Annotated in this window: 20 protein-coding genes; 4 read left to right on the top strand and 16 right to left on the bottom strand. The window is 71.7% G+C overall.

Features of this window, described 5'->3' with window-relative positions:
- Nucleotides 1-61: 61 nt before the first annotated feature.
- The 8 genes from AB0I83_RS01245 to ggt form a co-directional block, all read right to left on the bottom strand.
- Complete coding sequence (locus tag AB0I83_RS01245; protein WP_363303139.1) at nucleotides 62-1,096, bottom strand: serine hydrolase domain-containing protein; 1,035 nt, start codon at nucleotides 1,094-1,096, stop codon at nucleotides 62-64.
- Entirely contained in the window at nucleotides 1,093-2,013 is a 921-nt protein-coding gene (locus tag AB0I83_RS01240; RefSeq protein WP_356531744.1) for a hypothetical protein, read from the bottom strand. Before AB0I83_RS01240 ends, AB0I83_RS01245 begins: the two co-directional genes overlap by 4 nt.
- Nucleotides 2,010-2,738, bottom strand: a complete 729-nt coding sequence (locus AB0I83_RS01235) for a hypothetical protein (protein WP_363303138.1) — start codon at nucleotides 2,736-2,738, stop codon at nucleotides 2,010-2,012. Before AB0I83_RS01235 ends, AB0I83_RS01240 begins: the two co-directional genes overlap by 4 nt.
- Complete coding sequence (locus AB0I83_RS01230; protein WP_363303137.1) at nucleotides 2,735-2,917, bottom strand: hypothetical protein; 183 nt, start codon at nucleotides 2,915-2,917, stop codon at nucleotides 2,735-2,737. The genes AB0I83_RS01235 and AB0I83_RS01230 overlap by 4 nt, the downstream gene beginning before the upstream one ends.
- A gap of 510 nt (nucleotides 2,918-3,427) precedes the next feature.
- The gene (locus AB0I83_RS01225; RefSeq protein WP_363303136.1) at nucleotides 3,428-4,804 is read right to left on the bottom strand and encodes a hypothetical protein; all 1,377 of its coding nucleotides are present in this window, start codon (nucleotides 4,802-4,804) and stop codon (nucleotides 3,428-3,430) included.
- Nucleotides 4,805-4,937: 133 nt separating this feature from the next.
- The gene (locus AB0I83_RS01220) at nucleotides 4,938-5,318 is read right to left on the bottom strand and encodes a PPOX class F420-dependent oxidoreductase (protein WP_363303135.1); all 381 of its coding nucleotides are present in this window, start codon (nucleotides 5,316-5,318) and stop codon (nucleotides 4,938-4,940) included.
- 57 nt (nucleotides 5,319-5,375) lie between these two features.
- A complete protein-coding gene (locus AB0I83_RS01215) occupies nucleotides 5,376-6,074 on the bottom strand; it encodes a glycoside hydrolase family 75 protein (RefSeq protein ID WP_363303134.1) in 699 nt (232 codons plus the stop codon).
- Nucleotides 6,075-6,227: 153 nt separating this feature from the next.
- Entirely contained in the window at nucleotides 6,228-8,033 is a 1,806-nt protein-coding gene (ggt, locus tag AB0I83_RS01210; RefSeq protein WP_363303133.1) for a gamma-glutamyltransferase, read from the bottom strand.
- Between the two features lie 430 nt (nucleotides 8,034-8,463).
- Between ggt and AB0I83_RS01205 the strand changes: the two genes are divergently transcribed.
- Both AB0I83_RS01205 and AB0I83_RS01200 read left to right on the top strand, forming a co-directional pair.
- Nucleotides 8,464-10,146, top strand: coding sequence for a sigma-70 family RNA polymerase sigma factor (locus AB0I83_RS01205; RefSeq protein WP_363303132.1), 1,683 nt, complete (start codon nucleotides 8,464-8,466; stop codon nucleotides 10,144-10,146).
- A gap of 107 nt (nucleotides 10,147-10,253) precedes the next feature.
- Nucleotides 10,254-11,606, top strand: coding sequence for an LAETG motif-containing sortase-dependent surface protein (locus AB0I83_RS01200; RefSeq protein ID WP_363303131.1), 1,353 nt, complete (start codon nucleotides 10,254-10,256; stop codon nucleotides 11,604-11,606).
- A gap of 356 nt (nucleotides 11,607-11,962) precedes the next feature.
- Here AB0I83_RS01200 and AB0I83_RS01195 read toward each other — a convergent pair whose 3' ends face one another.
- The 8 genes from AB0I83_RS01195 to AB0I83_RS01160 form a co-directional block, all read right to left on the bottom strand.
- Nucleotides 11,963-12,574 (bottom strand): hypothetical protein, encoded by a 612-nt coding sequence (locus AB0I83_RS01195; RefSeq protein WP_363303130.1) that lies wholly within the window; start codon nucleotides 12,572-12,574, stop codon nucleotides 11,963-11,965.
- Between the two features lie 1,106 nt (nucleotides 12,575-13,680).
- Complete coding sequence (locus tag AB0I83_RS01190) at nucleotides 13,681-14,124, bottom strand: ATP-binding protein (protein WP_363303129.1); 444 nt, start codon at nucleotides 14,122-14,124, stop codon at nucleotides 13,681-13,683.
- Between the two features lie 82 nt (nucleotides 14,125-14,206).
- Nucleotides 14,207-14,533, bottom strand: a complete 327-nt coding sequence (locus AB0I83_RS01185) for an STAS domain-containing protein (RefSeq protein WP_363303433.1) — start codon at nucleotides 14,531-14,533, stop codon at nucleotides 14,207-14,209.
- 649 nt (nucleotides 14,534-15,182) lie between these two features.
- Nucleotides 15,183-16,052, bottom strand: a complete 870-nt coding sequence (locus AB0I83_RS01180; RefSeq protein ID WP_363303128.1) for an amino acid ABC transporter permease — start codon at nucleotides 16,050-16,052, stop codon at nucleotides 15,183-15,185.
- Nucleotides 16,049-16,693, bottom strand: a complete 645-nt coding sequence (locus AB0I83_RS01175) for an amino acid ABC transporter permease (protein ID WP_363303127.1) — start codon at nucleotides 16,691-16,693, stop codon at nucleotides 16,049-16,051. Before AB0I83_RS01175 ends, AB0I83_RS01180 begins: the two co-directional genes overlap by 4 nt.
- 16 nt (nucleotides 16,694-16,709) lie before the next feature.
- Nucleotides 16,710-17,624: a glutamate ABC transporter substrate-binding protein gene (locus tag AB0I83_RS01170; RefSeq protein ID WP_356531725.1), complete on the bottom strand. Its 915-nt coding sequence runs from the start codon at nucleotides 17,622-17,624 to the stop codon at nucleotides 16,710-16,712.
- A gap of 11 nt (nucleotides 17,625-17,635) precedes the next feature.
- A complete protein-coding gene (locus AB0I83_RS01165; RefSeq protein WP_356531723.1) occupies nucleotides 17,636-18,379 on the bottom strand; it encodes an amino acid ABC transporter ATP-binding protein in 744 nt (247 codons plus the stop codon).
- Between the two features lie 102 nt (nucleotides 18,380-18,481).
- Nucleotides 18,482-18,943: a DUF6278 family protein gene (locus AB0I83_RS01160; protein WP_363303126.1), complete on the bottom strand. Its 462-nt coding sequence runs from the start codon at nucleotides 18,941-18,943 to the stop codon at nucleotides 18,482-18,484.
- A gap of 527 nt (nucleotides 18,944-19,470) precedes the next feature.
- Here AB0I83_RS01160 and AB0I83_RS01155 point away from each other — a divergent pair.
- A complete protein-coding gene (locus AB0I83_RS01155; protein ID WP_363303125.1) occupies nucleotides 19,471-20,082 on the top strand; it encodes a DUF4352 domain-containing protein in 612 nt (203 codons plus the stop codon).
- A gap of 101 nt (nucleotides 20,083-20,183) precedes the next feature.
- On the top strand, nucleotides 20,184-20,963 hold the full coding sequence (locus AB0I83_RS01150; protein ID WP_363303124.1) for an SDR family oxidoreductase: 780 nt from the start codon (nucleotides 20,184-20,186) through the stop codon (nucleotides 20,961-20,963).
- Nucleotides 20,964-21,004 lie beyond the last annotated feature (41 nt).

The raw sequence follows: 21,004 nt of genomic DNA, 5'->3' as shown, positions 1-21,004 counted from the left end.
GGAGAACGTAAGCCCCGTCACACATCGGGGCAAGACCATCGCCGTGAACCGACGGAGTCGATCATGTTTCACACCCGAGCGGTCCATCTCCGTCCACGGGCCGGGCGTCCATTGTGCGCAACGTCCCGTACGCGGCCTGGACGAAGGGCGCGAGCGGGGTGGGCGCGGTGTTCGTCAGGGCCACGAGAGCCGTACCGGAGGCCGGGAGGAACCCCGCGAACGCGGTGAATCCGCGGGTGCCCCCGGAGTGGTGGAGCAGGGCCCCGTCCGGGCGCGGGCGGAGGTTCCAGATGAGGCAGAGCCGCGAACCGGTCCTCGGCACGCTCAGCCTGGGCCGCTGGACCTCCACCAGCGCGGTGCGCAGCGCGGGGTCCGGCACGGAGCCGGGGTCGAGCAGGGCACCGAGCAGACGCGTCAGGTCGCGGGCGCTGGAGCGTACGGCGCCCGCCGCGACCAGCCCCGGCATCCGCAGTGCGGGCCGGGGGCGGCCGTGCCAGTACCCGGTGACCTGGGGGGTGTTGGAATCGCAGTCGGTCCGGGACAGCCCGAGCGGACCGGTGACGCGGTCGGCCAGCAGGGCGGCGTAGTCGCCCCCGGTGCCGCCCGCCGCCCTGGCGAGGACATGGCCCAGCAGGCCACCGCCGAAGTTGGAGTACAGCACCCGGGTGCCGGGGCGGTGACGCAGCCGTGTGCGGCGCAGCGAGGCGAGCAGGTCGTCCTCGTAGAAGCCGGCGTAGGGGTTGCTGAGCCAGCCGCTCCGGGCCGCCCGGGCCAGCAGTCCCGGGGGCAGCCTCGGCAGGCCGGAGGTGTGGGTCGCCAGGTGGAGAAGGGTGAGCGGGGGCCCGGGGAGCCTGAACGGCAGGTAGCGGTCCGCGCGGTCGCCGTACCGGACCTCGCCCCGTGCGGCCAGCTCGGCGAGCAGCAGGGCGGTGAACGTCTTCGTCAGGGAGCCCGTCTCGAACCTGCTGTCCTCGCCGGCCGGACCGCGGCAGAGCACCACGCGCTCGGCACCCCGCACCGCGGCGACGGCCGCCGTCGGACCTCCGGCGGCGGCCAGGAGCGGCCGGAGCCGGCCGGTCAACGATGTGGCGGTCACCCCGGCCCAGCCGCCCGGGCGAGCGCGACGGACCCGGCGACGGCGGCGACGACGACCGTGTGCTGATGGTCCGTGAACCGCTGCTTCGGGTCGTCGTCCACGGGATCGCTGTCACGCGGCACGAGTCCGTCCTCGTGCTGGTGCGCCGCGACGGCTTCCCAGTCCTCCGGCCGGCAGTACGGGTCCTCGATCGAGGCGCCGACGACGAGCAGCTCCGTGACCAGGTCCCACTGCCCCACCTCCCGCCACACGTCGATCCACACGGGGAGCCAGGTCCGTACGTAGTCGGCGAGTTCGGGCGGCAGCCCGCCGGGGTTCCCGCCCCAGTCGGTGAGGTGGAAGACCGTGTGCGTGACGGCGTAGGCCGTGATCCAGTTGACGGCCCACGGTTCCGGCCGCGCCCCGAGCCAGGTGGCCGCGGCCAGCGCGTTCATGTCCTCGGCGTGGTCCAGGCCGACCACGCGGGCGGCGTTGGCGACGGCGAGCCGCCGGTTCGGCAGCACTTCGACGCTGTGCACCGACCGCATGCGCGACCGGTGCGCGAGGAGCCGGTCGAGCTCGGCGTGGCGGTACCCCGAGCGTACGAAGGGGGCGTACATCTCGAGCGGGTCCGTCATCAGGGTATGGCGCAGCTGGCGTTCGTAGATCATGTCGCCGTGCCTGAACTGCTCCCAGGTGAAGTCCATCAGGCTCTGGGCGGCGGCCAGGTGCCCGGGTCCGGCGACCCCGTCGCGCAGGATGAGGGAGGCCGCGAGGGTGGTCTCCCCCAGCGGCTTGTAGACGCTGTCGGGGTCGGCCATGGTCTCGGTGGTGCCGGGCGGGAGGCCGCCGAGGTCACGGTTGGCGTGCAGCCACGACAGGGCCCGGTCCGCCATGCTGCGGGCCGCCGTGGTGACCGGCTCGGGGATCGTCGTCATGTGCGTGCCGCCTTACGGGCAGTGCCGGGCCGCGGTTCGAGGAGGTGACGGGCGATCGCCAGGTCCAGGGCGGCGCGCGGGCCTGCCCCGCCCACCAGTTGGACGTGCTCGGCGGCGATGTCCGGGTCCAGGGGCAGGTCGACGCCTTCGTGCCGCAGCCAGGCCAGCCAGCGCACCAGGCGTACCGCGGTGGGGAAGTCCCTGCGCAGGATCGAGCGGCTGACTCCCCGGCTCAGCGGAAGGGCTCCGCCGCGGGCGGCCTGGTGCACCGGGCCGTCGAGGCCGAGCGTGGCCAGTGGGGCGAGTTGGGCCATCCGGACGGACCAGCCGCTCCAGTCGGCGGCTCCGGCGAGGGCCTCGCCGTCCGCCGGCTCGGGGGCGAGAGCGCGCAGGGTGTCGTCACCGGAGAGGCGGGCGAGCAGGGTCGCGGTCGCGTGGTCGCGCCGGGCGACCGTCGCCTCCTCCGTGGCGTCGGAGGCGGGGAAGGCCTCGAAGGCCTTGACCACGACGGCCGTGTCCTGGGCCTCGAACGGCCGGCCCGCGAGGAGGTGGGGGCTGAAGATGTCGGCGCCCAGGACCCGGACGGCGGCGAGCGCCGCGAGGGTGTCGGGGGCGTCGTCGACGTACCGCGCCGGCTGCACAGCGTCCCCGGTGCCGCCGAGGGCACCGAGGACGCTGCTTGCCAGGGCGTCGGCCGCCTCGGCGAATGCGGAGTGGGAACTCACTTGCCCCGGGACTCCTTCGGCTCCTTGGGGGACAGGAGCAGGAGCGCGAGCAGGAAGCCCGCGGCCTCCGGGGTGTAGAGCGGGGCGTCGCTGACGACCGCCTCGGGCTCCACCATGAGTGCGCTCAGCGTGGTGGTCTGGTCAGGGGTCGCTGTGAGGGTCATCTCCTGGGTAAGCATGGTGCCTCCACATCACTGGGGTGACATGTACCACTTATGTGGTTATGCCTTGACCGACCCTAAAGGGTGGAATGAGATTTCTCTCGGCAAGGCTGTGCGCACTGGGGACGTGCATGGGCCACAGCGGTCGGACGGCTGCGGCCACCCGCTCCGGGAGCCGCGCCCGCACCCACTCGTGTCACGAAACGGGGCCGCGCGTCGTCGGGAGCAGCACCGTACGTCGCCAGGGGCGGGGACGCGCGTCGGCAGAGGCGGGAAGTGGTGTCGAGGTCGCGGACGCGCCCAGGAGGTACGGCGGGCAGTCGGCCGAGTACGGCGGCGACCGCGTCCGGTGCGTGACGGGACGCCCGGCCGAGGGTCCCCGCGCCGCACGGGCCGCCGCGCCGCCTGGGCCGCTGTGCCGGGGGGAGCGTCTCGACCGATGCGCGCTCGCCCTCCGGTGCGGGTACGCGGTGCGGCCGGTCGCCCGGGCCGCGTCCGGGACCACAGGCGACGCCGACGAAACCGGCACTACGGTACGGCGATCCCCGCGACGCGCAGCGCGTGCACCAGGTCCCACTCCCGCGCGGCGGACACCTCCCTCGCGGCGGCGAGCAGTTGGGGGACCAGGTGGCGCGGGCCGCCCTCCGCGACCCGGGCCGCGTCCTGCGGTGTCCGCGCCCGGACGAACGCGCCCAGCAGTGCCCGCGCCTCGGGCTCAAGACCCGCCCGCCCGAGGGCCACCACCGCGTCGGCGATCTCGCCCGCCGGCCGTGACACGCCCTGCCGCAGCAGCTGCCGACAGTCCTCGGCCCGGCCTGCGGCAGCCAACGCACCTGCTGCGGCTGCCAGTTCGGCGGGCGGCAGGGAGGACACCTCCCAGAGCAGGGTCGCCCAGTCGGCGGCCAGGCCGGCACCGTACAGGGCATCGGCGAGCACGGGCAGGTGCGTGGCGGGCCGGCCTGCGGCCTCGCAGAGCACGACGTGCGCCTCGCCGCTGCGGCCCTCCGCGCGCAGCCGTACGAGCAGCGCGACGGCGTCCTCGGCGGCGCGCCGCTCGGCGGGATCGGGCTCCGTGGACCTGGGGCCGGGCCGCCCCGCACCCTCTGCGGCCGGAGCACCGCTGAAGCGCGCGCCCCGCGGGAGGGCGGCGGCGGGAGAGGCCGCCGGCAGCCCGGACCCGACCGGTGGGAGCGGGTCCGCCTCCGCAGCGTCCTCGATCTCCAGGCCGGCGAAACGCGCTCCGCGCGGCTTCTTCCGCCTGGGCTCGGGCTTCGCCACCGGACCGGGGCCCGCGTCGTCCGCCGGAGGGCCGGAGGGTCGGCGCGGGCCGGGAACCAGGGGCCCACCACCGGCCGCGGGCCCCGTGATCCACTCCTGCGCACGGTGTTCACCGAACGGACGGTCCGGAGCGGCCCGGTCCACCGCGGTCAGCCGGTTCCGCAGTTCCGTGCAGCGGGCCGAGGCGCGTGCGTGGTCGTCCCGCGCCCAGGCGACCGCGTCCGTATCGCCGTCCAGCGCACCGGGCCCGTCCATGGCACCGGCCTCCCGCAACCGCTGCGCGGCGTAAGCCTGTTCCCGGAGCATCAAGCCGAGCCGCTCACCGAGGGCCTGCCGTCCGCCGGGGCGCCTGTCGTGCGCGGCGGCCGACGCGGCGCACAGGGCGGCGGCGTGGACGGACTCCCGCTCGGCGAACGCGGTTCCGCGCACCGCGGCGAGATCCTGGAGCAACGACTCGACCACGTCCCAGGGCGGCACCTCGACGCCGTCGAAACAGGCGCGCATCCCTTCGGGATCGCGTGTGACGAAGACCCCGTACCAGCCGCGCCCCGGATCGAGCAGCGCCACCAGGTCTCGTAGGTACTGTGCGAACGCCCTTACTTCCAACGCAAGTTGATGCACTGTCACCGTCGCCCTCGCCGACCGCAGGACTGGAGCACTCCAGTCCGCTGGCATTCGACCGCAGGCGTGTTACGGGAGGACTACGCGGGCTTTTCCGGCGTGGTGCGTCCGGAGCGCGACACCGCCCGGCGCGCCCCCGTCAGAGGGTGACGGCGATGCCCGTGTGCGGGCGCTTGCCGAGGCGTACGACCATGGCCGGCCAGTCCACGATCCAGAACTTCCAGGTGTACTTGCGGGCGAGCACCTTGCGCACCGCGGCTGTCCCGTCGCCGTCGAGCAGCCGGGCCGTCCCCTCCGCGCTCGGCGCACCCTCGGAGATCCGGCCGCGTACGTCGCAGACCGTGACGAGGACCCGGCTGTCGTTGCGGAGCCGCTTCACCTTCCAGGAGTCGGACCGGGTCCAGACGTACAGCACGCCGCCGTCGGCCGCGGCCCACACGGGCGTGGCGACGGGGGTGCCGTTCTTCCGGTACGTGGTCAGGCTGACGTACTCACTGCGTGCGAAGTCCTGGAGAGTCACGGGCGCGACCCTACTCGGCCCGCGCCGCGTGGGCGGCAGCTCCCCCCTGTCCGGCCGTCAGCCGCCGGCGGTCACGAACTCGCGGGCGAGCGCCTCGCCCTTCTCGACGGCCGCGGCATGGTCCTCGACGGGCGACACGACGGAATCGCGGAACAGGATGTACGTGACTCCGGAAGCCGTACCGCCGCTCTTCGGGTCGGGATCGATCCCGAGTCCCTCGGCCGTGGCGTACGAGGCCTCCCCGATGATCCCGGTGGGCCCGGTGTCCCCGACGACGGCGTACCGGACCTTGTCGCCGTGGATGACGGCGGCCACTCCGCCGCCCTTGATCCCGTGGTCGGCGTACTTCCAGAGCGGGCCGGGGCCGGGCACCACGATGTAGGGCAGCCGACTGGAGTCGAGGGGTTTGCCGGCCGACGTCTGGAACGCCGTCCTGGGCTGGAAGGAGGGATCGGTCCTGCTGTTGCAGACGGCCGTGGTGCGGCCGTCGCAGTCGATGTCCATGTCGGCCTTCCAGAACACGGCCCGCTCCGTCCCGCACACCGGGATCTTCGCCGGGCTCCCCTGGTCCTTCCGGTACAGCCCGTGGGAGATCCGGTCGCAGGTCTTCACCCGGGACAGCAGCTCGGCCGCACCGACCGTTCCCTCGCTCCCGTTCCCGGTGGTCGGCTCGGAACGAGCGGAGGCGGGAAGCGCGGAGGCGGCCAGGACGGCCGCGCCCGAGGCTGCGACGAGGGCGAGCATTGGCGTACGCACCGTGGGAGGTTTCCTTTCGCTGGACGCGGAGGACCCTGGCGGGGCCTCCCTGCCGAAGCGGCACCGCGAGGACGGGCCCCGCCGCACGTCCTCGGGGCCGGTACGGCGCGGGTCCGCGCCGTACCGGCCCCGAGGACGAGGCGCTGCGAGCCGTCAGGAACGGCCGCTCGGATGCACCACCATGGCCGAGCCGCCGCCCCGTCGCACCTTTTCGGCAGCCGCCAGCCAGCGGCCTCCGGGCAGTCGCTGGATACCGGTGGCGGCGCCGATCTCAGGGTTCGCCTTGAAGACGTGCCCGAGCGCCTCCAGCTTCGCGCGGACCGGGCTGTCCCACAGGCCGGGCTCGATCTCGGTCGTCGCCGAGTTGCGCTGGCTGGCGCGCGGCGCGGCGATCGCGTCGACGAGCGGGAGCCCGCGGTCCAGGTGCCCGGTCAGCGACTGCAGGACGGTCGTGATGATCGTGGCGCCGCCGGGCGAGCCGAGGGCGAGTACCGGCTTCCCGTGCTCCAGCACGATCGTCGGCGAGATCGACGAGCGCGGACGCTTGGCCGGGCCCGGCAGATTCGGGTCGTGGACCGCCGGGTCGGCCGGGGCGAAGGAGAAGTCGGTCAGTTCGTTGTTGAGCAGGAAGCCCCTACCCGGCACGGTGATCCCACTGCCGCCCGTCGACTCGATCGTCAGGGTGTACGCGACGACGTTGCCCCACTTGTCGGCGGTCGTGAGGTGCGTCGTGTTCTCACCCTCGTACGTCGTCGGGGCGGCCTTTCCTCCGGTCGCGCAGCGTGCGGGGTCGCGCGGATCGCCCGGGGCGAGCGGGCTGGTGAGGACCGCGTCGTCCTTGATGAGGCACTCGCGTGAATCGGCGAAGCGCTGACTGAGCAGGCCGCGGGTGGGCACGTCCTCGAACGCCGGGTCGCCGACCCAGCGCCCCCGGTCGGCGAAGGCGATCCGACTCGCCTCGATGAGCCGGTGGAGGTACTGCGTCTCGCTCGCCTTCGAAAGGTCGGTGGACTCGAGGATGTTGAGCGCCTCGCCCACGCTCGTCCCACCGGACGACGAGGGCGCGATGCCGTACACGTCGAGCCCCCGGTAGGCGGCCTTCGTCGGTGCCTGGTGCAGCGCGCGGTACGACTTCAGGTCGGCGGTCGTCAGGTCTCCCGGACGTACCACCCTGGTCGCCGCCGGGTCCACGGGAGGCTTGCGCACCGTCTTCACGATGTCCCGGGCCAGCGCGCCCCGGTACAGCTCGTCGACGCCCTCACGGCCGAGCGTGCGGTAGGTGCCGGCGAGGTCGGGGTTCTTGAAGACGGAACCGACCACCGGTGGCTGACCTCCCGGCAGGAACAGGTCGGAGGTCGCGGGGAAGTCGGCGAACCGCGCCTGGTTGGCCGCGGTCTGGGAACGGAAGGTCTCGTCGACGACGAATCCGTCCCGGGCCAGCCGCTCGGCGGGTTCGAGCAGTCGCCTCAGCGGCTTGCTGCCCCAGGCGTCGAGGGCCTTCTGCCAGGTGGCTGGGGTGCCGGGGGTGCCGACCCCGAGGCCGCTGGTGACGGCGTCGTCGAACGGGATCGGCTGCCCGTTCTCCAGGAAGAGCGAGGAGTCCGCGCTGCGGGGGGCGGTCTCCCGGCCGTCGATGGTCCGGACGGTGCGCGACCTGGCGTCGTAGTGGACGAAGTACCCGCCGCCGCCGATCCCCGCCGAGTAGGGCTCGGTCACCCCGAGGGCGGCCGCGGTGGCGACGGCGGCGTCGACGGCGTTGCCTCCCTTGCGGAGCACCTCGATACCGGCCGCCGACGCGTCGGCGTCGACGCTCGACACGGCTCCCCCGTACCCCACCGCCACCGGCGACTTGGGAGGCGGCGCAGGTGGTGCCGATTCCGCGGGAGCCGCGGCGCCGAGCGAACCGATGACGGCGATCACGCTCAGCAACGACACATTCCGGCCGACAGGACGACGCATCCGTACCTCCGATGAAGAAACGTCCGCGCAGGGTAGCGCCACCCCACCCGGATCGTCAGGACCGCACCGGCCACGTGTCCGAACAGCGCCGGTATGCCCGCTCATGAACGACGACCTGCGCAACATCGTGCTCGGCCTCATGGCCGCCGGACGAGCGCGGGCCCGGGCCGGCCGGCCCGTACGAATCCCTGGCATGGCGAACTCCGCCGCGGGCAGGCCTTCTTCGGGCCGCCCGGGCACCATGCCCCGTCGGCCAGGCCAGGGGCCTTGTCGGCGTACCGGGTGCATCCGCCGGGCCTGGTGGAAGCGGTGGGCACTACCGTGAGCGTTGCCCGCGCCGTCGTCGTTCCGGGCTCTGCCGGGACGGGCCCCGGTCCGGTCGAGACGGGCGCCGGCCCCCATGGAACAGCGCCCTGGACGAGGTCTCCGCATGACTGGCACACACAAGCGGCACCGCCGCGACGATCCGGCGGTGTCTGCCGACCCGCGTTCGGACGCAGAACTCGGTCGAGAGGTCAGAGGGTCGGGGGATCCGGCGGCACTCGCCGAACTGTACGGACGCCACCACTCGGCCGTCCTCACCTATGCCCGTACCTTCGCCCGCGATCCGCACTCCGCCGAGGACCTGGCCTCGGAGGCGTTCGCCCGCGTCCTGCGCGCGGTGCGGTCGGGTGCCGGGCCCGAGGCGGCCTGGCGGCCCTACCTGCTCACCGTGGTGCGGCACACCGCCGGGGAATGGGCGGCCACCGCCCGACGCACCGAGCTGCGCGAGGACTTCGAGCAGTGGCTCGACACGGGGGCGACCGGCGCCGGACCGGGAGCCGGGAGTGCGGAGTACGCCGGCGGCGACGAGCGGATGGTCGCGCTGGAGGACCGGGACATGATCGTCCGAGGCTTCCGCGCCCTGCCGGAGCGCTGGCAGGCGGCCCTGTGGCACAGCGTGGTGGAGGGCGAGTCCGCCGAACGGATAGGCGTGCTGCTGGGCTTGAGCCCGAGTGGTGTCACTTCGCTCACCGCGAGGGCCCGTGAAGGGTTGCGTGAGGCGTACCTGAGCGCGCACGCCGAGAGCGGCAGTCGCGGCGAGGAGTGCCGGCGCCACGGCTCGCTGCTCGGCGCCGCCGTCCGCCGCGGCGGCACCCGGCGCGACCGACGGCTGGACCGGCATCTGGAGCACTGCGAGAACTGCCGGCGGACACTCACCGAACTCACCTACCTGGACAGCCGGCTGGGTGCCGTTCTGCCCGCCGGACTGCTGCTCTGGGGTGGCCATGCCTATGTCACCGCCCAGCTCGGAGCGGCCGGCAGCGGCGCGGCGGCCGCGTCGGCGGGCGGTGGAGGGGCGTCTGCCGCGTCCGCCACGGGAGGGAAGGCCGCCTTGCTGTGCGCCGCCGCGGTCACCGCGTCCGCCCTGGTGGTCGGCGGCCTGTTCCTCCTGCCCGGCGGAGCGGAGGAATCCCCGACGGCCGACCCGTCCGGGCCTGCCGACGTACTCGCGCGCCCCACGGAGGCGGCATCCCCCTCGCCCAGCCCCCGTGTCAGCCGCACCCCCAGCGCGAGTCCCTCTCCCTCCGTGAGCGCCTCGCCGTCCCCTCGGGAACGGCTCCCGGCGGCAGAGGACCGCACCAGACTCCGGCTCGCGTCCACCGGCAGGTGCATGGAGATACCCGGGGGCAGCGGGGCCGCCGGTGTCCAGGCGCGGGAGGCGCCCTGCGACGGCGGCCGCGACCAGGTGTGGGACCTGCTGCGGCCGAACGACGACGGCCGGGTGCAGATACGCAACGCCGGGACCGGCAAGTGCCTGGCCAACCAGGGCACCGAGACCGACGACGCCCCGGTCGTGCAGACGGTCTGCTCCGCTGCCGACTCCCACCAGTTGTGGGGGCTGTGGCAGCCGGAGGGCACCGGTGAGGCGCGGTTCAGACAGCGGGGCGACCGGATGTACCTGGGGCTCAACGACTGGAAGAACGCCGAGGACGGCGTGGAGCACACCACCGACATCGGGACCAACCACCACTACTACGCCTCCCCCTCGTTCGGCTTCCGCTACGACGGGGCGCTGTTCGACGGCCGTTTCGCCGGGCTTCCCGAGGAGGACGTCCCCGGACCCGGCTGACACCGCCGCGGGCAGTTGGGTAAAGGATCGGCAAAGCGGCGGGACGGGGGTGTGCGGGCGCACTCCCCACCCCCGTAAACGTTTCACCGAACCCCACAAGGACCCCCATGCACCAGCGCGCCCGTACGAGAATCGCCACCGTCGCAGCCACGACCGCCGTGTTCGCCGCCGGCACCGCGATCACCGCGGCCCACGCTGCCGACGAGACCCCGGCCAAGAACCGGGTGCTCGTGGTCGTGGTCGACTTCCAGGACGTCAAGCACTCCGACGCGGAGGCGGTCAAGGAGAACGCCAAGAAGGAGTACTTCGGCGGTTCCCAGTCGATCGCGGGCTACTACACCAAGGTCTCCCAGGGAGCCTTCACGTACGTCCCGGCCGCCACGGACGGGGTCGTCGGACCGTACGAACTGGACCTGCCGCAGAACCCGTGCGACGCCGGAGCCGTGCGCACGGCGGCCGCCGAGGCCGCGGAGGCCGACGGCTACACGGCGGACGAGGACTACGACAGCATCTCCATCCTGCAGCCGAGCGCCGGAAGCGACTGCGGCTGGGCCGGACTCGGCTCCGTGCCCGGTCCGAACACCTGGCTCCAGGTCGGCGAGGACAGCAAGATCAGCAAGGGCGCCATGGTCCACGAGTTCGGACACAACCAGGGCTTCGGCCACCACAAGCGCGACGAGTGCCCGGACGGCGACCTCGCCAAGTGCACCACCGGAGAGGGATACAGCGGCAAGACCCCCATGGGCAGCGGCGGCCCCGGCGTCGGCTTCGCCGCTCCCGAGCTGATCAGCCGGGGCTGGCTGCCCGGCGGCCAGGCCGTCACCGTGAAGAAGTCCGCCACCTTCACCCTCGACGCACTCTTCGGTGGTGAGGCCGGCGGTGTCCGGGCCCTGGACATACCGCTGGGCAAGGACCGGCTGGTCGTGGAGTACCGCCAAGAGGACCCGACGTACACCGACGACGAGGACGGCAACCTCGACGCCGCCGTCGAGGGCGTGCACGCCTACCTCGCGCCTGGGGGCGACTACAACAAGTCCCGGCTCCTGGACCCCACTCCGGGCGAGGGCGAGGGCAAGGAGGACGCCATCACCACACTGACCGACAAGAAGAACAAGGTCGAGGTCGAGGTCGGCCGGTCCGGCGACGGCAAGGCCACCGTGTCGGTCAGCCTCGACGGCGTGCCCGCCCCCGCGGCCGGCTCCGCCGAACAGGGCAACACCGCCGCGCCCGCCCCGCAGGCCCAGGGCGGTGAAGGCGCCCCCGTCTCCGAAAAGGGCTCCGACGCCGGCGCGCCCGCGGCACCGCGGCAGGCGAAGAAGGACGGCGCCGGCACCGAGGACCTGGCGGAGACGGGCGGCAGCTCCACGACCCCGCTGATCGCCGCCGCCGGCGCCGCGATGGCCGGCGTCGGAGGGCTGTGCCTCTACACACTGCGCCGCCGTGGACGCCGTAACGCGTAGGCAGAACCGCCTTCCGGGCTCGGGCGGTTCAGCCGACGCGACTGTTGCCGCCCGGCCCCGCCCGGCCCCGCCCAGCCCAGCCCGCGACGGTGCGGTGCCGGCTGATGCCGTGGCTGCCGGTCGCCAGGGCGCCTCGGGGGGGGCCGGGCTCACCTTCGCGCCCCACCGCACGGTGCGGAGACGGCACCGGCGCCGCCTCCGCGGGGGACCGGGTCCGGCGGCCGGCGGGGCGGGTGGACGGAAAGTGCGCAAGAACCGCGAGAGGTGAACGAAGTCACGGCCTCGACGACGCCTGAGGCGTACTCCTGGGCGTCACACAACGCCGCCCGAGGACGAGGCGGTGGCTCCCTGAGAGCTCACCCCCGACTGGAGAGAGGAGCGCGCAGCTCCACCCGGAGCCGGATGGAAGTGTCGACGGGCAGTCCCGAGCCGACGTGGCGAAGATCCTTCGAGTAGCGCGCGATGAGGTCCAGATCCCGCAGTTGCCGCTGCAACTCGGAGGCGAGCGCCTCGTCCGTGTCGACGAGGGGTTCGTGTTCTCCCTGCTCAGCCAGGTACTCAAGGTGTTGGTCGATCGCCTCGACTGCGCGGTTGCTGTTCCAGACGGCGAATTCCTGGCAGGTGAAGAGGTGCGCATGTGCGGCGTGCAAGGTGGCCGCCGCAGCCGGCTCGTCCGCGTCATCCGGCCCGTCCTGGCCGTCGTTGTGGCAGTGGTCGCTGAGTATGTACTCGCCGACACCGCGCTTGACCGCCGAGAAGGCCGTCGAGTCACCGAGGACGCCCTCCCACACGGAATTCAGCAGCGGTCGCAGGCTCACGGTGAACGGACCCTGCTCGTCCTCCGGGAGGGCCTCGTGCCGGCGCATCAGGCGTTCTGCGACGCCAGTGGCGAACACGCCCCGCTCGCCGGCCGACGCCGCCTTCAGCCGCTCTTCCACCAGTGTCGAAAGTTCCTGCCACGTATCCATTCGAGCCACCCCGGAGTCGCCGTTCCAGCTTGCCCACGCTGCGCAGGGCGATCATCGCAGTCACCGGTGACAACTCCACACACGCCCCCACTGGCGTCCTCCGCGCCCGATCGGCGAGAGCTAAGCCGCCGCCCCGGAGGCGCTCTGCCCGCTCGGTTCCACAGCCGAGTTCGCGAATCCGGCGGCGGGGCCCTGGGTGTTGTCGGTTCCGGCGTAGGTTCGATCAGGTGTGATCAGGCCGCCCCACAGCCACACGGAATCGCCACCCGGGACCTTGTCGGCGGGCCTGGCGCCACCCTCCAGGCACCCGTTTGCCTCGACCCCCACCTGGTCGGAGGAGAGGGCCACCGCATGCGGTGGGCGCTGCTGCGGTCGCACTCCTGGGTGCAGGCGAACCGAATACCGGCCACTGACGATTGGCGATCTGCCGGGCCCACCGACTGACGGTCGGCGGGCCCGCACGCCTTTCGCCCCGAACATTCCCTCAAGGCCAGCAGGTTCTCAGCGGCGCGGCGCTCTGGGGGAGGATTTGTTGGCGGCCTCCCGTACCGGGTCGTAGGCACGCCTGTCGGGCTCGGAACTGGCCTGTGGTCCGCCGGCGGGATTGCTCGAGACTGGTGCCGGCTGATACCGGATGGCAGCCCGCGCCAGGGCCCCTTGCGACTGAGGACCGGTTCGGGGCCTGCTGTTCTCGCCGTGGACGTTATGCGTGGGATTGTCGAAATTTCGCTCAACCGCTGACAGCTCGATCAGGGCTCGTGCGGCCCGCCCGACAGCGGTCCGGGGGCCCGGGTCAGCTGGTCCCCCACCTTGTTCAGGCATCGTGGGGTTCTCCTGTTCCATGTCGGTGGCAGGGCCTTTTCACCTGGCACTACGGGTGAGCTGAACAGGCGGTTCATCCACCGACGGCCGAATCTGCGCGGCTGGACGATCGACCTGCCGGCGTCGGGTCGGCTGCCAGCCGATGGCCGACGCCGGTGATCCCCTTCGGGAGACCCGGGCCGCTGGTGGAACCCCTGACGGCCACAGGGGGCGACTTCGAAATGGCGCACGCACCGAGAACCCACGAAGGCGGCGCCGGTCCGTGCGGTCGGGGCAGGCACTGATCACGCCAGGGAGATCAGTGCGACGATGCGCTTGCCCCCGGGATGGACGGAGACCGACACCCGCTTGGCGAGTCGGCGCACCAGGGCCCACCCATACCCCCCTATGCGCCCGGCACCGCAGGTCTCGGCATCGGTGTCGCCGGAGACCGGCAGCTCCGGGCTTGCGTCCGCGACCGCGACACGGAGTCCCTCGTCGGTGAGTTCGACCGCGAATCCGGTGAGTCCACCGCCGTGCCGGACGGCGTTGGTCACCAGTTCCGACGTGACCAGCAGTGCGTCGGCCACCACCACGTCGTCTGCCAGCCCCTCGCCGACCTCTCCGCAGAACTGTGACGTCAGGAGCCGCATGACAGCGTCGCGCGCCGCGGCCGCGTTCTCAGGAACAGGAGCAGGAGCAGCAACGGACTCGTCCAGCCCATCGGCCGGACCAGTGCCGTACTCCACTGCCTCTCGTTCCCCGTGGATCACTTTCATCGCATGCCCGTCCAAAACCCGCTCACACGCCGCCCCCGCGGACGGACGCCTCTCATTCGGCGATCGCCGCGTCGACGTCGTCCGCGAACCGGAAGGCACCCAGAGTGCCGGTGACCTCGAGCAGGCGGCGGACCTTCACGCTCAGCGGACCGGCCACCACCAGGGTGACCCCCGCCTTGTCGTACTTACGCTGGGCGTGCAGCAAGGCGTGCAGACCGGCCGAGTCGGCGAAGTCCACGCCGGACAGATCCACCACGGTCCGCCGCCCTCCGCCGTCGGCCACAGCCGTCAGCACCTCGACCAGCTCGGCGGAGCCCGCCCAGCTGTCCAAGCCACCCCGGACCCGGACCAGCACGACACCGTCGCCGACGGCCTCCAGGACCGGACCCCCTTCCTCGGACGAGCGCGATGAGGGCTCTCTCTCAATTGCCACACGGCAATCTTTACAGAGTCGAACAAACGTTCCGCAACCTGCTCGCGAAATGGGGACGCGTCCGGTATTCATGTCCTGCGGGCAGCGCGCCTCACCAGCCAGGCGCCAACCAGGCCGCCACGCGTTGCCTCATCGCAACCACGAGAAGTTGCGACGCAAGCACCGCAGCGGCTTCTCCGTCCGGTTCCTGAAGGCCCTCAACTCGCAGGCGTACGGCCCTGACGTGGTGGAACCGCTCTGCCACGGTAGCCGTACGCGACCGCCGCCGCCCGCACAGTAGAAAGCGGCCCCGCGTCGCCTGACTGCGCGACGCGGGGCCGGATGGATGCGGACTGGTCGGCAACGCCCCCTCATCCTCTGTGCGGACGGGCACCGGGAAGGCCGTTTCCCCTCGGGTGCGGAGTCGTGCTCCGCACCCGAGGTCTCCGGGCCCGTCCCGTGTCGCCCTCATGACCGGCGACGCCGGTCCTCATCACTTCGGCCGCTACCCGACCGGCACACAGCTGACCTTCTCCCCGACCGGGCACGGGTGGTGTCCCGGTTCCACGGTGCGAGAAGTGATCACCGGCTGCTGCCGGGCGGATTCGGCCGACGGCTAACGGACCCCGGGCAACAAGGGCCCCGACTCCGCGGAGGCGACTCCCGTGCCCTCCGTCTTCGGGTTGCGCCGTTGGCGTCTCGCCATCCAGGTGGCGAACCAGGAGAGCAGCATGCACATCCCGATGTAGATGGGTGAGATCACCATGACCACGGGGATGAACGGCAGACCGTAGTCGAGGTTCGATGCGATCAGCTTGCCCGCGTGGAGGAACTCCTCGTAGGTGATCAGATAGCCGAGCGAGGTGTCCTTCAGCGCCACGACCAGCTGGCTGATGATGGTGGGCAGCATCGCGCGGACCGCCTGGGGGGACAGCACATGGGTGGTGACCTGGGTCTTGCGCATCCCCAGCGCGTACGCCGCCTCCCGCTGGCCGCGCTCGACCGAGTTGATTCCCGTACGGAAGACCTCGGCGAGCACGGAGCCGTTGTAGAGGGTGAGGCCCGCCACCAGTGCCGGCAGCGGCTGGACCTTGAGCGCGACGAAGATGAAGAAGATCATCACCAGCACCGGCATGGCCCGGAAGAACTCGACCAGCAGGGTCGCGAGCCAGCGCACCGGCCTGTGGTCGGAGAGCCGCCCCACTGCGAGCACGGCACCCAGGGCCAGGGAGAGGACCGCCGCGTACGCGAAGGCCTTGAGCGTGTTGCCGAGCCCGCGCAGCAGCAGCTCCTGGATGCCCTTGTAGATGAAGGGTGTCCACTTCTGGCTGGTGAACTGGTTCGTGTCGAACAGCAGGTAGAGGAGCCAGCCGAGCAGCGCGACGATCACGGCTGTCGACGCGACCCCGTAGGCGAAGTGGCGCTTGCGCGTCGCCGGGCCCGGGATGTCGTAGAGCGCGGTGGCGGAGGCGGTGGAGCGGGTCATCGGGCGACTCCCCAGCGCTTCTCCATCACGTTGAAGAGCGCACTGATGGCGAGGGTGATGATCAGGTAGCCGACGGCGATCCAGACGAAGGTCCAGATGATGCTGTAGCCGAGTTCGTTGAGGGTCTTGTAGGTGCCCAGCAGTTCGGTGACGCTGAAGGCCCCCGCGATCGCGGAGTTCTTGGCGAGGGCGATCAGCGTGGAACCCACCGGCGGGATCACCGACCGGAAGGCCTGCGGCAGCACCACGCTGCCGAGCGTCTGCCCGAAGGACATCCCGAGGCTGCGCGCCGCCTCGCCCTGGCCCGTGGGCACGGTGTTGATACCGGACCGCAGGGCTTCGCAGATGAAGGCCGACGTGTAGCAGCCGAGAGCCAGCACCGCGAAGACCTGGAAGGGCAGGACCAGGCCGAAGCGCGGCAGGCCGAGCAGCACGGCGAAGAACAGCAGGGTCAGCGGGGTGTTGCGCAGGACCATGACCCAGACCGTGCCGATCACCCGGAGCGAGCCGACGGGCGCGACCCGGAAGGAGGCCATCACGAAGCCCAGCACGAGCGCCAGGACCGAGGCGTAGACGGTGAGTTCCAGGGTGCCCAGGAAGCCCTCGGCGTAGAGCGAGAAGTTGTCTGTCAGTACGTCCATGGTGGTGGCAGACCCCTCAGTTCGCCGGGTAGCGGTCGATGGGCGGCGGTGTCGGCGCGGGCACCCCGGAGAGGCCCAGGGTGGCTTCGAACGCCTTCTTCCAGTTGCCGTTCTTCTCGTTCGCCTCCAGCGCGTCGTCGAGCGCGAGGCGGAGCGCGTTGTCGCCGCGCGGTACGCCGATGCCGTAGGGCTCCTGGGAGAAGGGCTTGCCGACCACCTTCATCTCCTCGGGCGCCTTGGCCGCGAAGCCGAGCAGGATGGCGTCGTCGGTGGTGACGACGTCGACCTGGAAGGTCAACAGGTTGTCGACACAGATCGAGTACGTGTCGTATGCGACCAGATCCGCCTCGGGGTGGTCGGCGGCGATGCGCTGGTAGGGCGTGGACCCCGCGGCCGAGCACACGGTCTTGCCGGCCAGGTCCTGCGGGCCGTGGATGTCGTTCTCGTCGGTGCGCACCAGCAGACCCTGCCCTGCCATGTAGTACGGCCCGGCGAAGCCGACGAGCTTCTTGCGCATGTCGTTGATCGTGTAGGTGCCGACGTAGTAGTCGATCTGCCCGTTCTGGAGTGCCGTCTCCCGGTTGGCGGAGGCGATGGTCCGGAAGCGGATCGTGTCGGGTTCGAAGCCGAGCGAGGCCGCCATCATGCGGGCGATCTCGATGTCGAAGCCGGAGTAGACACCGGTGGCCGGGTCCTTCTCACCCAGGTAGGGCTGGTCCTCCTTTGCGCCGACCACGAGGTAGCCGCGCTTCTTGGCCTTCTTCCAGGTCCTGGAATCCGGCAGCCGGAACGCGGTGTCGACCTCGTACCGGGGCAAGGCCTCCGCCTTCGGTCCCCTGACCGGCGGGCTGCCCTCCCTGCCGCAGCCCGCGGCGAGCGCGGCGACCAGGAGACAGACCAGCAGGGCCGCGATGTTCCTCGTACGCAACACGGTGCCCCCTGTCAGTGCTTGAGGATCTTGGACAGGAAGTCCTTGGCGCGGTCGCTCTCCGGGGCGGTGAAGAAGTCCTCCGGTGTGCGGTCCTCGATGATGCGTCCCTCGGACATGAAGACCACGCGGTTGGCCGCCGACCGGGCGAACCCCATCTCGTGCGTGACGACGACCATGGTCATGCCCTCCCGGGCCAGTTGGCGCATGACCTCCAGGACCTCGTTGATCATCTCCGGGTCGAGCGCGGAGGTGGGCTCGTCGAAGAGGAGAGCCTTGGGGTCCATGGCGAGGGCGCGGGCGATGGCCACCCGCTGCTGCTGCCCGCCGGAGAGCTGGGCGGGGAGCTTGTCCGCCTGCGAGGCCAGACCGACCCGCTCCAGCAGCTCCCGGGAGCGCTGGTCGGCCTCGTCCTTGCGCCGTTTGCGGACCTTGAGCTGGGCGAGCGTGACGTTCGCGAGGACGGTCTTGTGGGCGAACAGGTTGAACGACTGGAAGACCATGCCCACTTCGGCCCGGAGCTGCGCGAGCCCCTTCCCCTCCGCGGGGAGCGGGTGCCCGTCGATGGCGATGTGGCCGGACTCGATCGTCTCAAGTCTGTTGATGGTGCGGCAGAGCGTGGACTTGCCCGATCCGGAAGGGCCGATGATCACCACCACCTCCCCGCGGCCGACGGTGAGATTGATGTCCTGCAACACGTGCAACTTCCCGAAGTACTTGTTGACGTCCCGCAGCTCGATCAACGGATCGACGGCCATACGCTGCCCTACCCACTTATCGCTTGTGTCGAGGTCAGCGAAAACTATCCGGGGCGGACACGCACTTCGGGGCCGACACGCACCGGCCACTCATAAGGCTGTTTATCGCGTTTTGGCTTCCGGCCCGCTCTCGGCGGACTCCGCGTACATCTCGGAGAGCTCGGGGCTGCCCGTCATCGCCCAGTCGAGACCGGCGGCCACCACGTCGATCTCGCGCCCCGAGGACAGCCGCACCACTGGCTTCCCGCCGGCGAGGATGTCCCAGACGGCTCCGGGAACGGTCCGCACGAGCACGGTACCGAGGTAGAGACCGGCGTCGTTGCCCACCCAGGGCAGCTCCTCCGGGTCGTCGCGCCAGATCGGCGGCAGCTGGTCGAGCGCGGACAACGAGGCAGGACTGTCGTCCAGTTCGAGCCCGCACTGCGCCGCACGGGCGCGCAGCAACTCGCACTCCGCGAAGAGTTCGGCCACACCCTCCGGATCGGTCCGGACGCCGGCCGCGAGCGCCGCCTGCCGTGTAGCGCCGTGGCGCTTGCGCCAGTTGTCGAGGAAGGGGATGTTCATGACCGGCTTCCCCGGGGCGCGTCGGCGGTGCCCCACGGGCCGCACCGGGAGGCGGACGCACTGCGCCCTACCTGCTTGCCGGCCGCGGCCGGCTCCGACGTGCCTGCGTATCCCATGACCATCTCCCAGTCGACTCCCACTGCGCCCCGCCGCCCCAAAGGGACAACTCCCCCTGAAGCGCCGCCTCGAGGATCACCATGACACAGAACCGGCTCCAGGTCGCCGCACCTCAGGGGGTGTGAACGACGCTCCGGGAAGTGCGAGGCGCGCAAGGAACGGATCGGGTTCATTCGATCGCCCACGATACGAACAAGCATCGCATCGCCGGACGAAAGTGCCCACCTTCCAGCCTATGACGGGGAGCCCGGGTGAACCGGACGAACGTATCCGTGCGGCGGGCCTCCACGGACGTCTCCCCCCGGCCCCCACCTTTCGGTCACGACTCCGTCACCACCGGAACATCCACTTCCCGCGCTCAGGAGCGCGCCGCTACGGTCGGGCCCTCACGAACCGTCCTTGGGGGGCACATGTCATATCAGCAGCCGCAGCCGGGGTGGGTTCCACCGCGGCAGCAACCGAGGAAGAGCCGCGCCGGGAAGATCGTCGGTTTCAGCTGCCTCGGCGTCGTCGGCCTGGTCATCGTCTTCGCCATCGGCAGCGCCGCCCTCCTCGGTGGCGGGGAGGACAGCTCGTCGGCGTCCGGAACCGGACCGGCCGCCGCGAAGTCCGCCACCGGGCCGGGCGGGGGTGACAGCACAGCCAGCGCAGACAGCGCCGAGGCGGACGAATCGGCGACGGAGGAGCCCGCCGACGGGCCGGTGAAGGTCGTCGCGAGGAGGACCGCCTTCGAGGGCAGCGCCCTCGCCGAGGGCACCGACTACACCAGCGTGCGGGTCACGATCACGAACAACGGCACGGAGGCGATCGGCGTCAACCCGCTGTACTTCTCCATCACGGCCACCGACGGCAGCAGGCACATGGCCGAACTCGCCGTGGACGAGAACCAGATCGCCACGGTCGCTCTGGCCCCGGGAGAGAACCTGACGGGCACCGTCACCGGGAAGGGCACGTTCGCACCGGAGTACGTGACCTACACCGACGGGCTCCTAGGCGACAGTGTCCGCGGCGACGTCTCCTGACGGGCGGGCGTCGGGCGGGCCCCGGGACACGTCACGCTCACGGCGGTCGGGACCCGGGCCCCGGCCGGGCATGATCCGGACACGTGCTTAGGGTACGGAGCATGACCTCGCAGAACTATCTCTCCGAACTCTTCTCGCTGGAAGGCCGGGTCGCCGTCGTCACCGGCGGCAGTTCCGGGATCGGCCGCGGTATCGCCGGGGCCCTAGCCCGGGCGGGCGCCGGCGTGGTGGTCGTGGCACGCGGGGAGGCGGAGCTGAGGCGGACCGCCCGCGAACTCACGGCCGAGGGCTGCCGCGCGTCCTGGGTGAGCGCGGACCTCGGGACGAGTGAGGGCGTACGGATCGCCGCGGAGGAGTCGGCCGCCGTGTTCGGGGAACCCGACATCCTCGTCAACTCCGCGGGCATCAACCTGCGGCCACCGATGGGCGAGCTGGACGAGGACGTCTGGGACACCACGATGGCGGTGAACCTCAAGGCACCGCATCTGCTGGGCCGTCGCTTCGGGCCCCGCATGGCCGAGCGGGGCTTCGGACGGATCATCCACATCACCTCGCAGCAGGCGCACCGCGCGTTCGTGCAGAGCGGTGCCTACGGCGTCTCCAAGGGTGCGCTGGAGTCGCTGGCGCGTTCACAGGCCGAGGCCTGGTCGCCGTACGGGGTCACGTGCAACACCCTCGTGCCCGGGTTCGTGATGACCCCTCTCAACGAGCGGCTGTCGTCGGACCCGGAGCGGGTGGCCGCGCTGGCGGCCCGGACGATGGTGGGGCGCAACGGACTGGCAGGGGACTTCGAGGGCGCCGCCGTGTTCCTGGCGAGCGCCGCCTCGGCCTACGTGACCGGACAGTCGCTGTTCGTCGACGGCGGCTTCTCCGTGCACTGACCTGTCACGGGACGGACCGCGCGGGTCCGGCATCCCGCCGC

Source organism: Streptomyces sp. NPDC049970 (assembly GCF_040660235.1).
GTDB lineage: Bacteria > Actinomycetota > Actinomycetes > Streptomycetales > Streptomycetaceae > Streptomyces.
The sequence above is the reverse complement of the archived record's forward strand: the minus strand, read 5'-3'. Positions and strand labels throughout refer to the sequence as shown.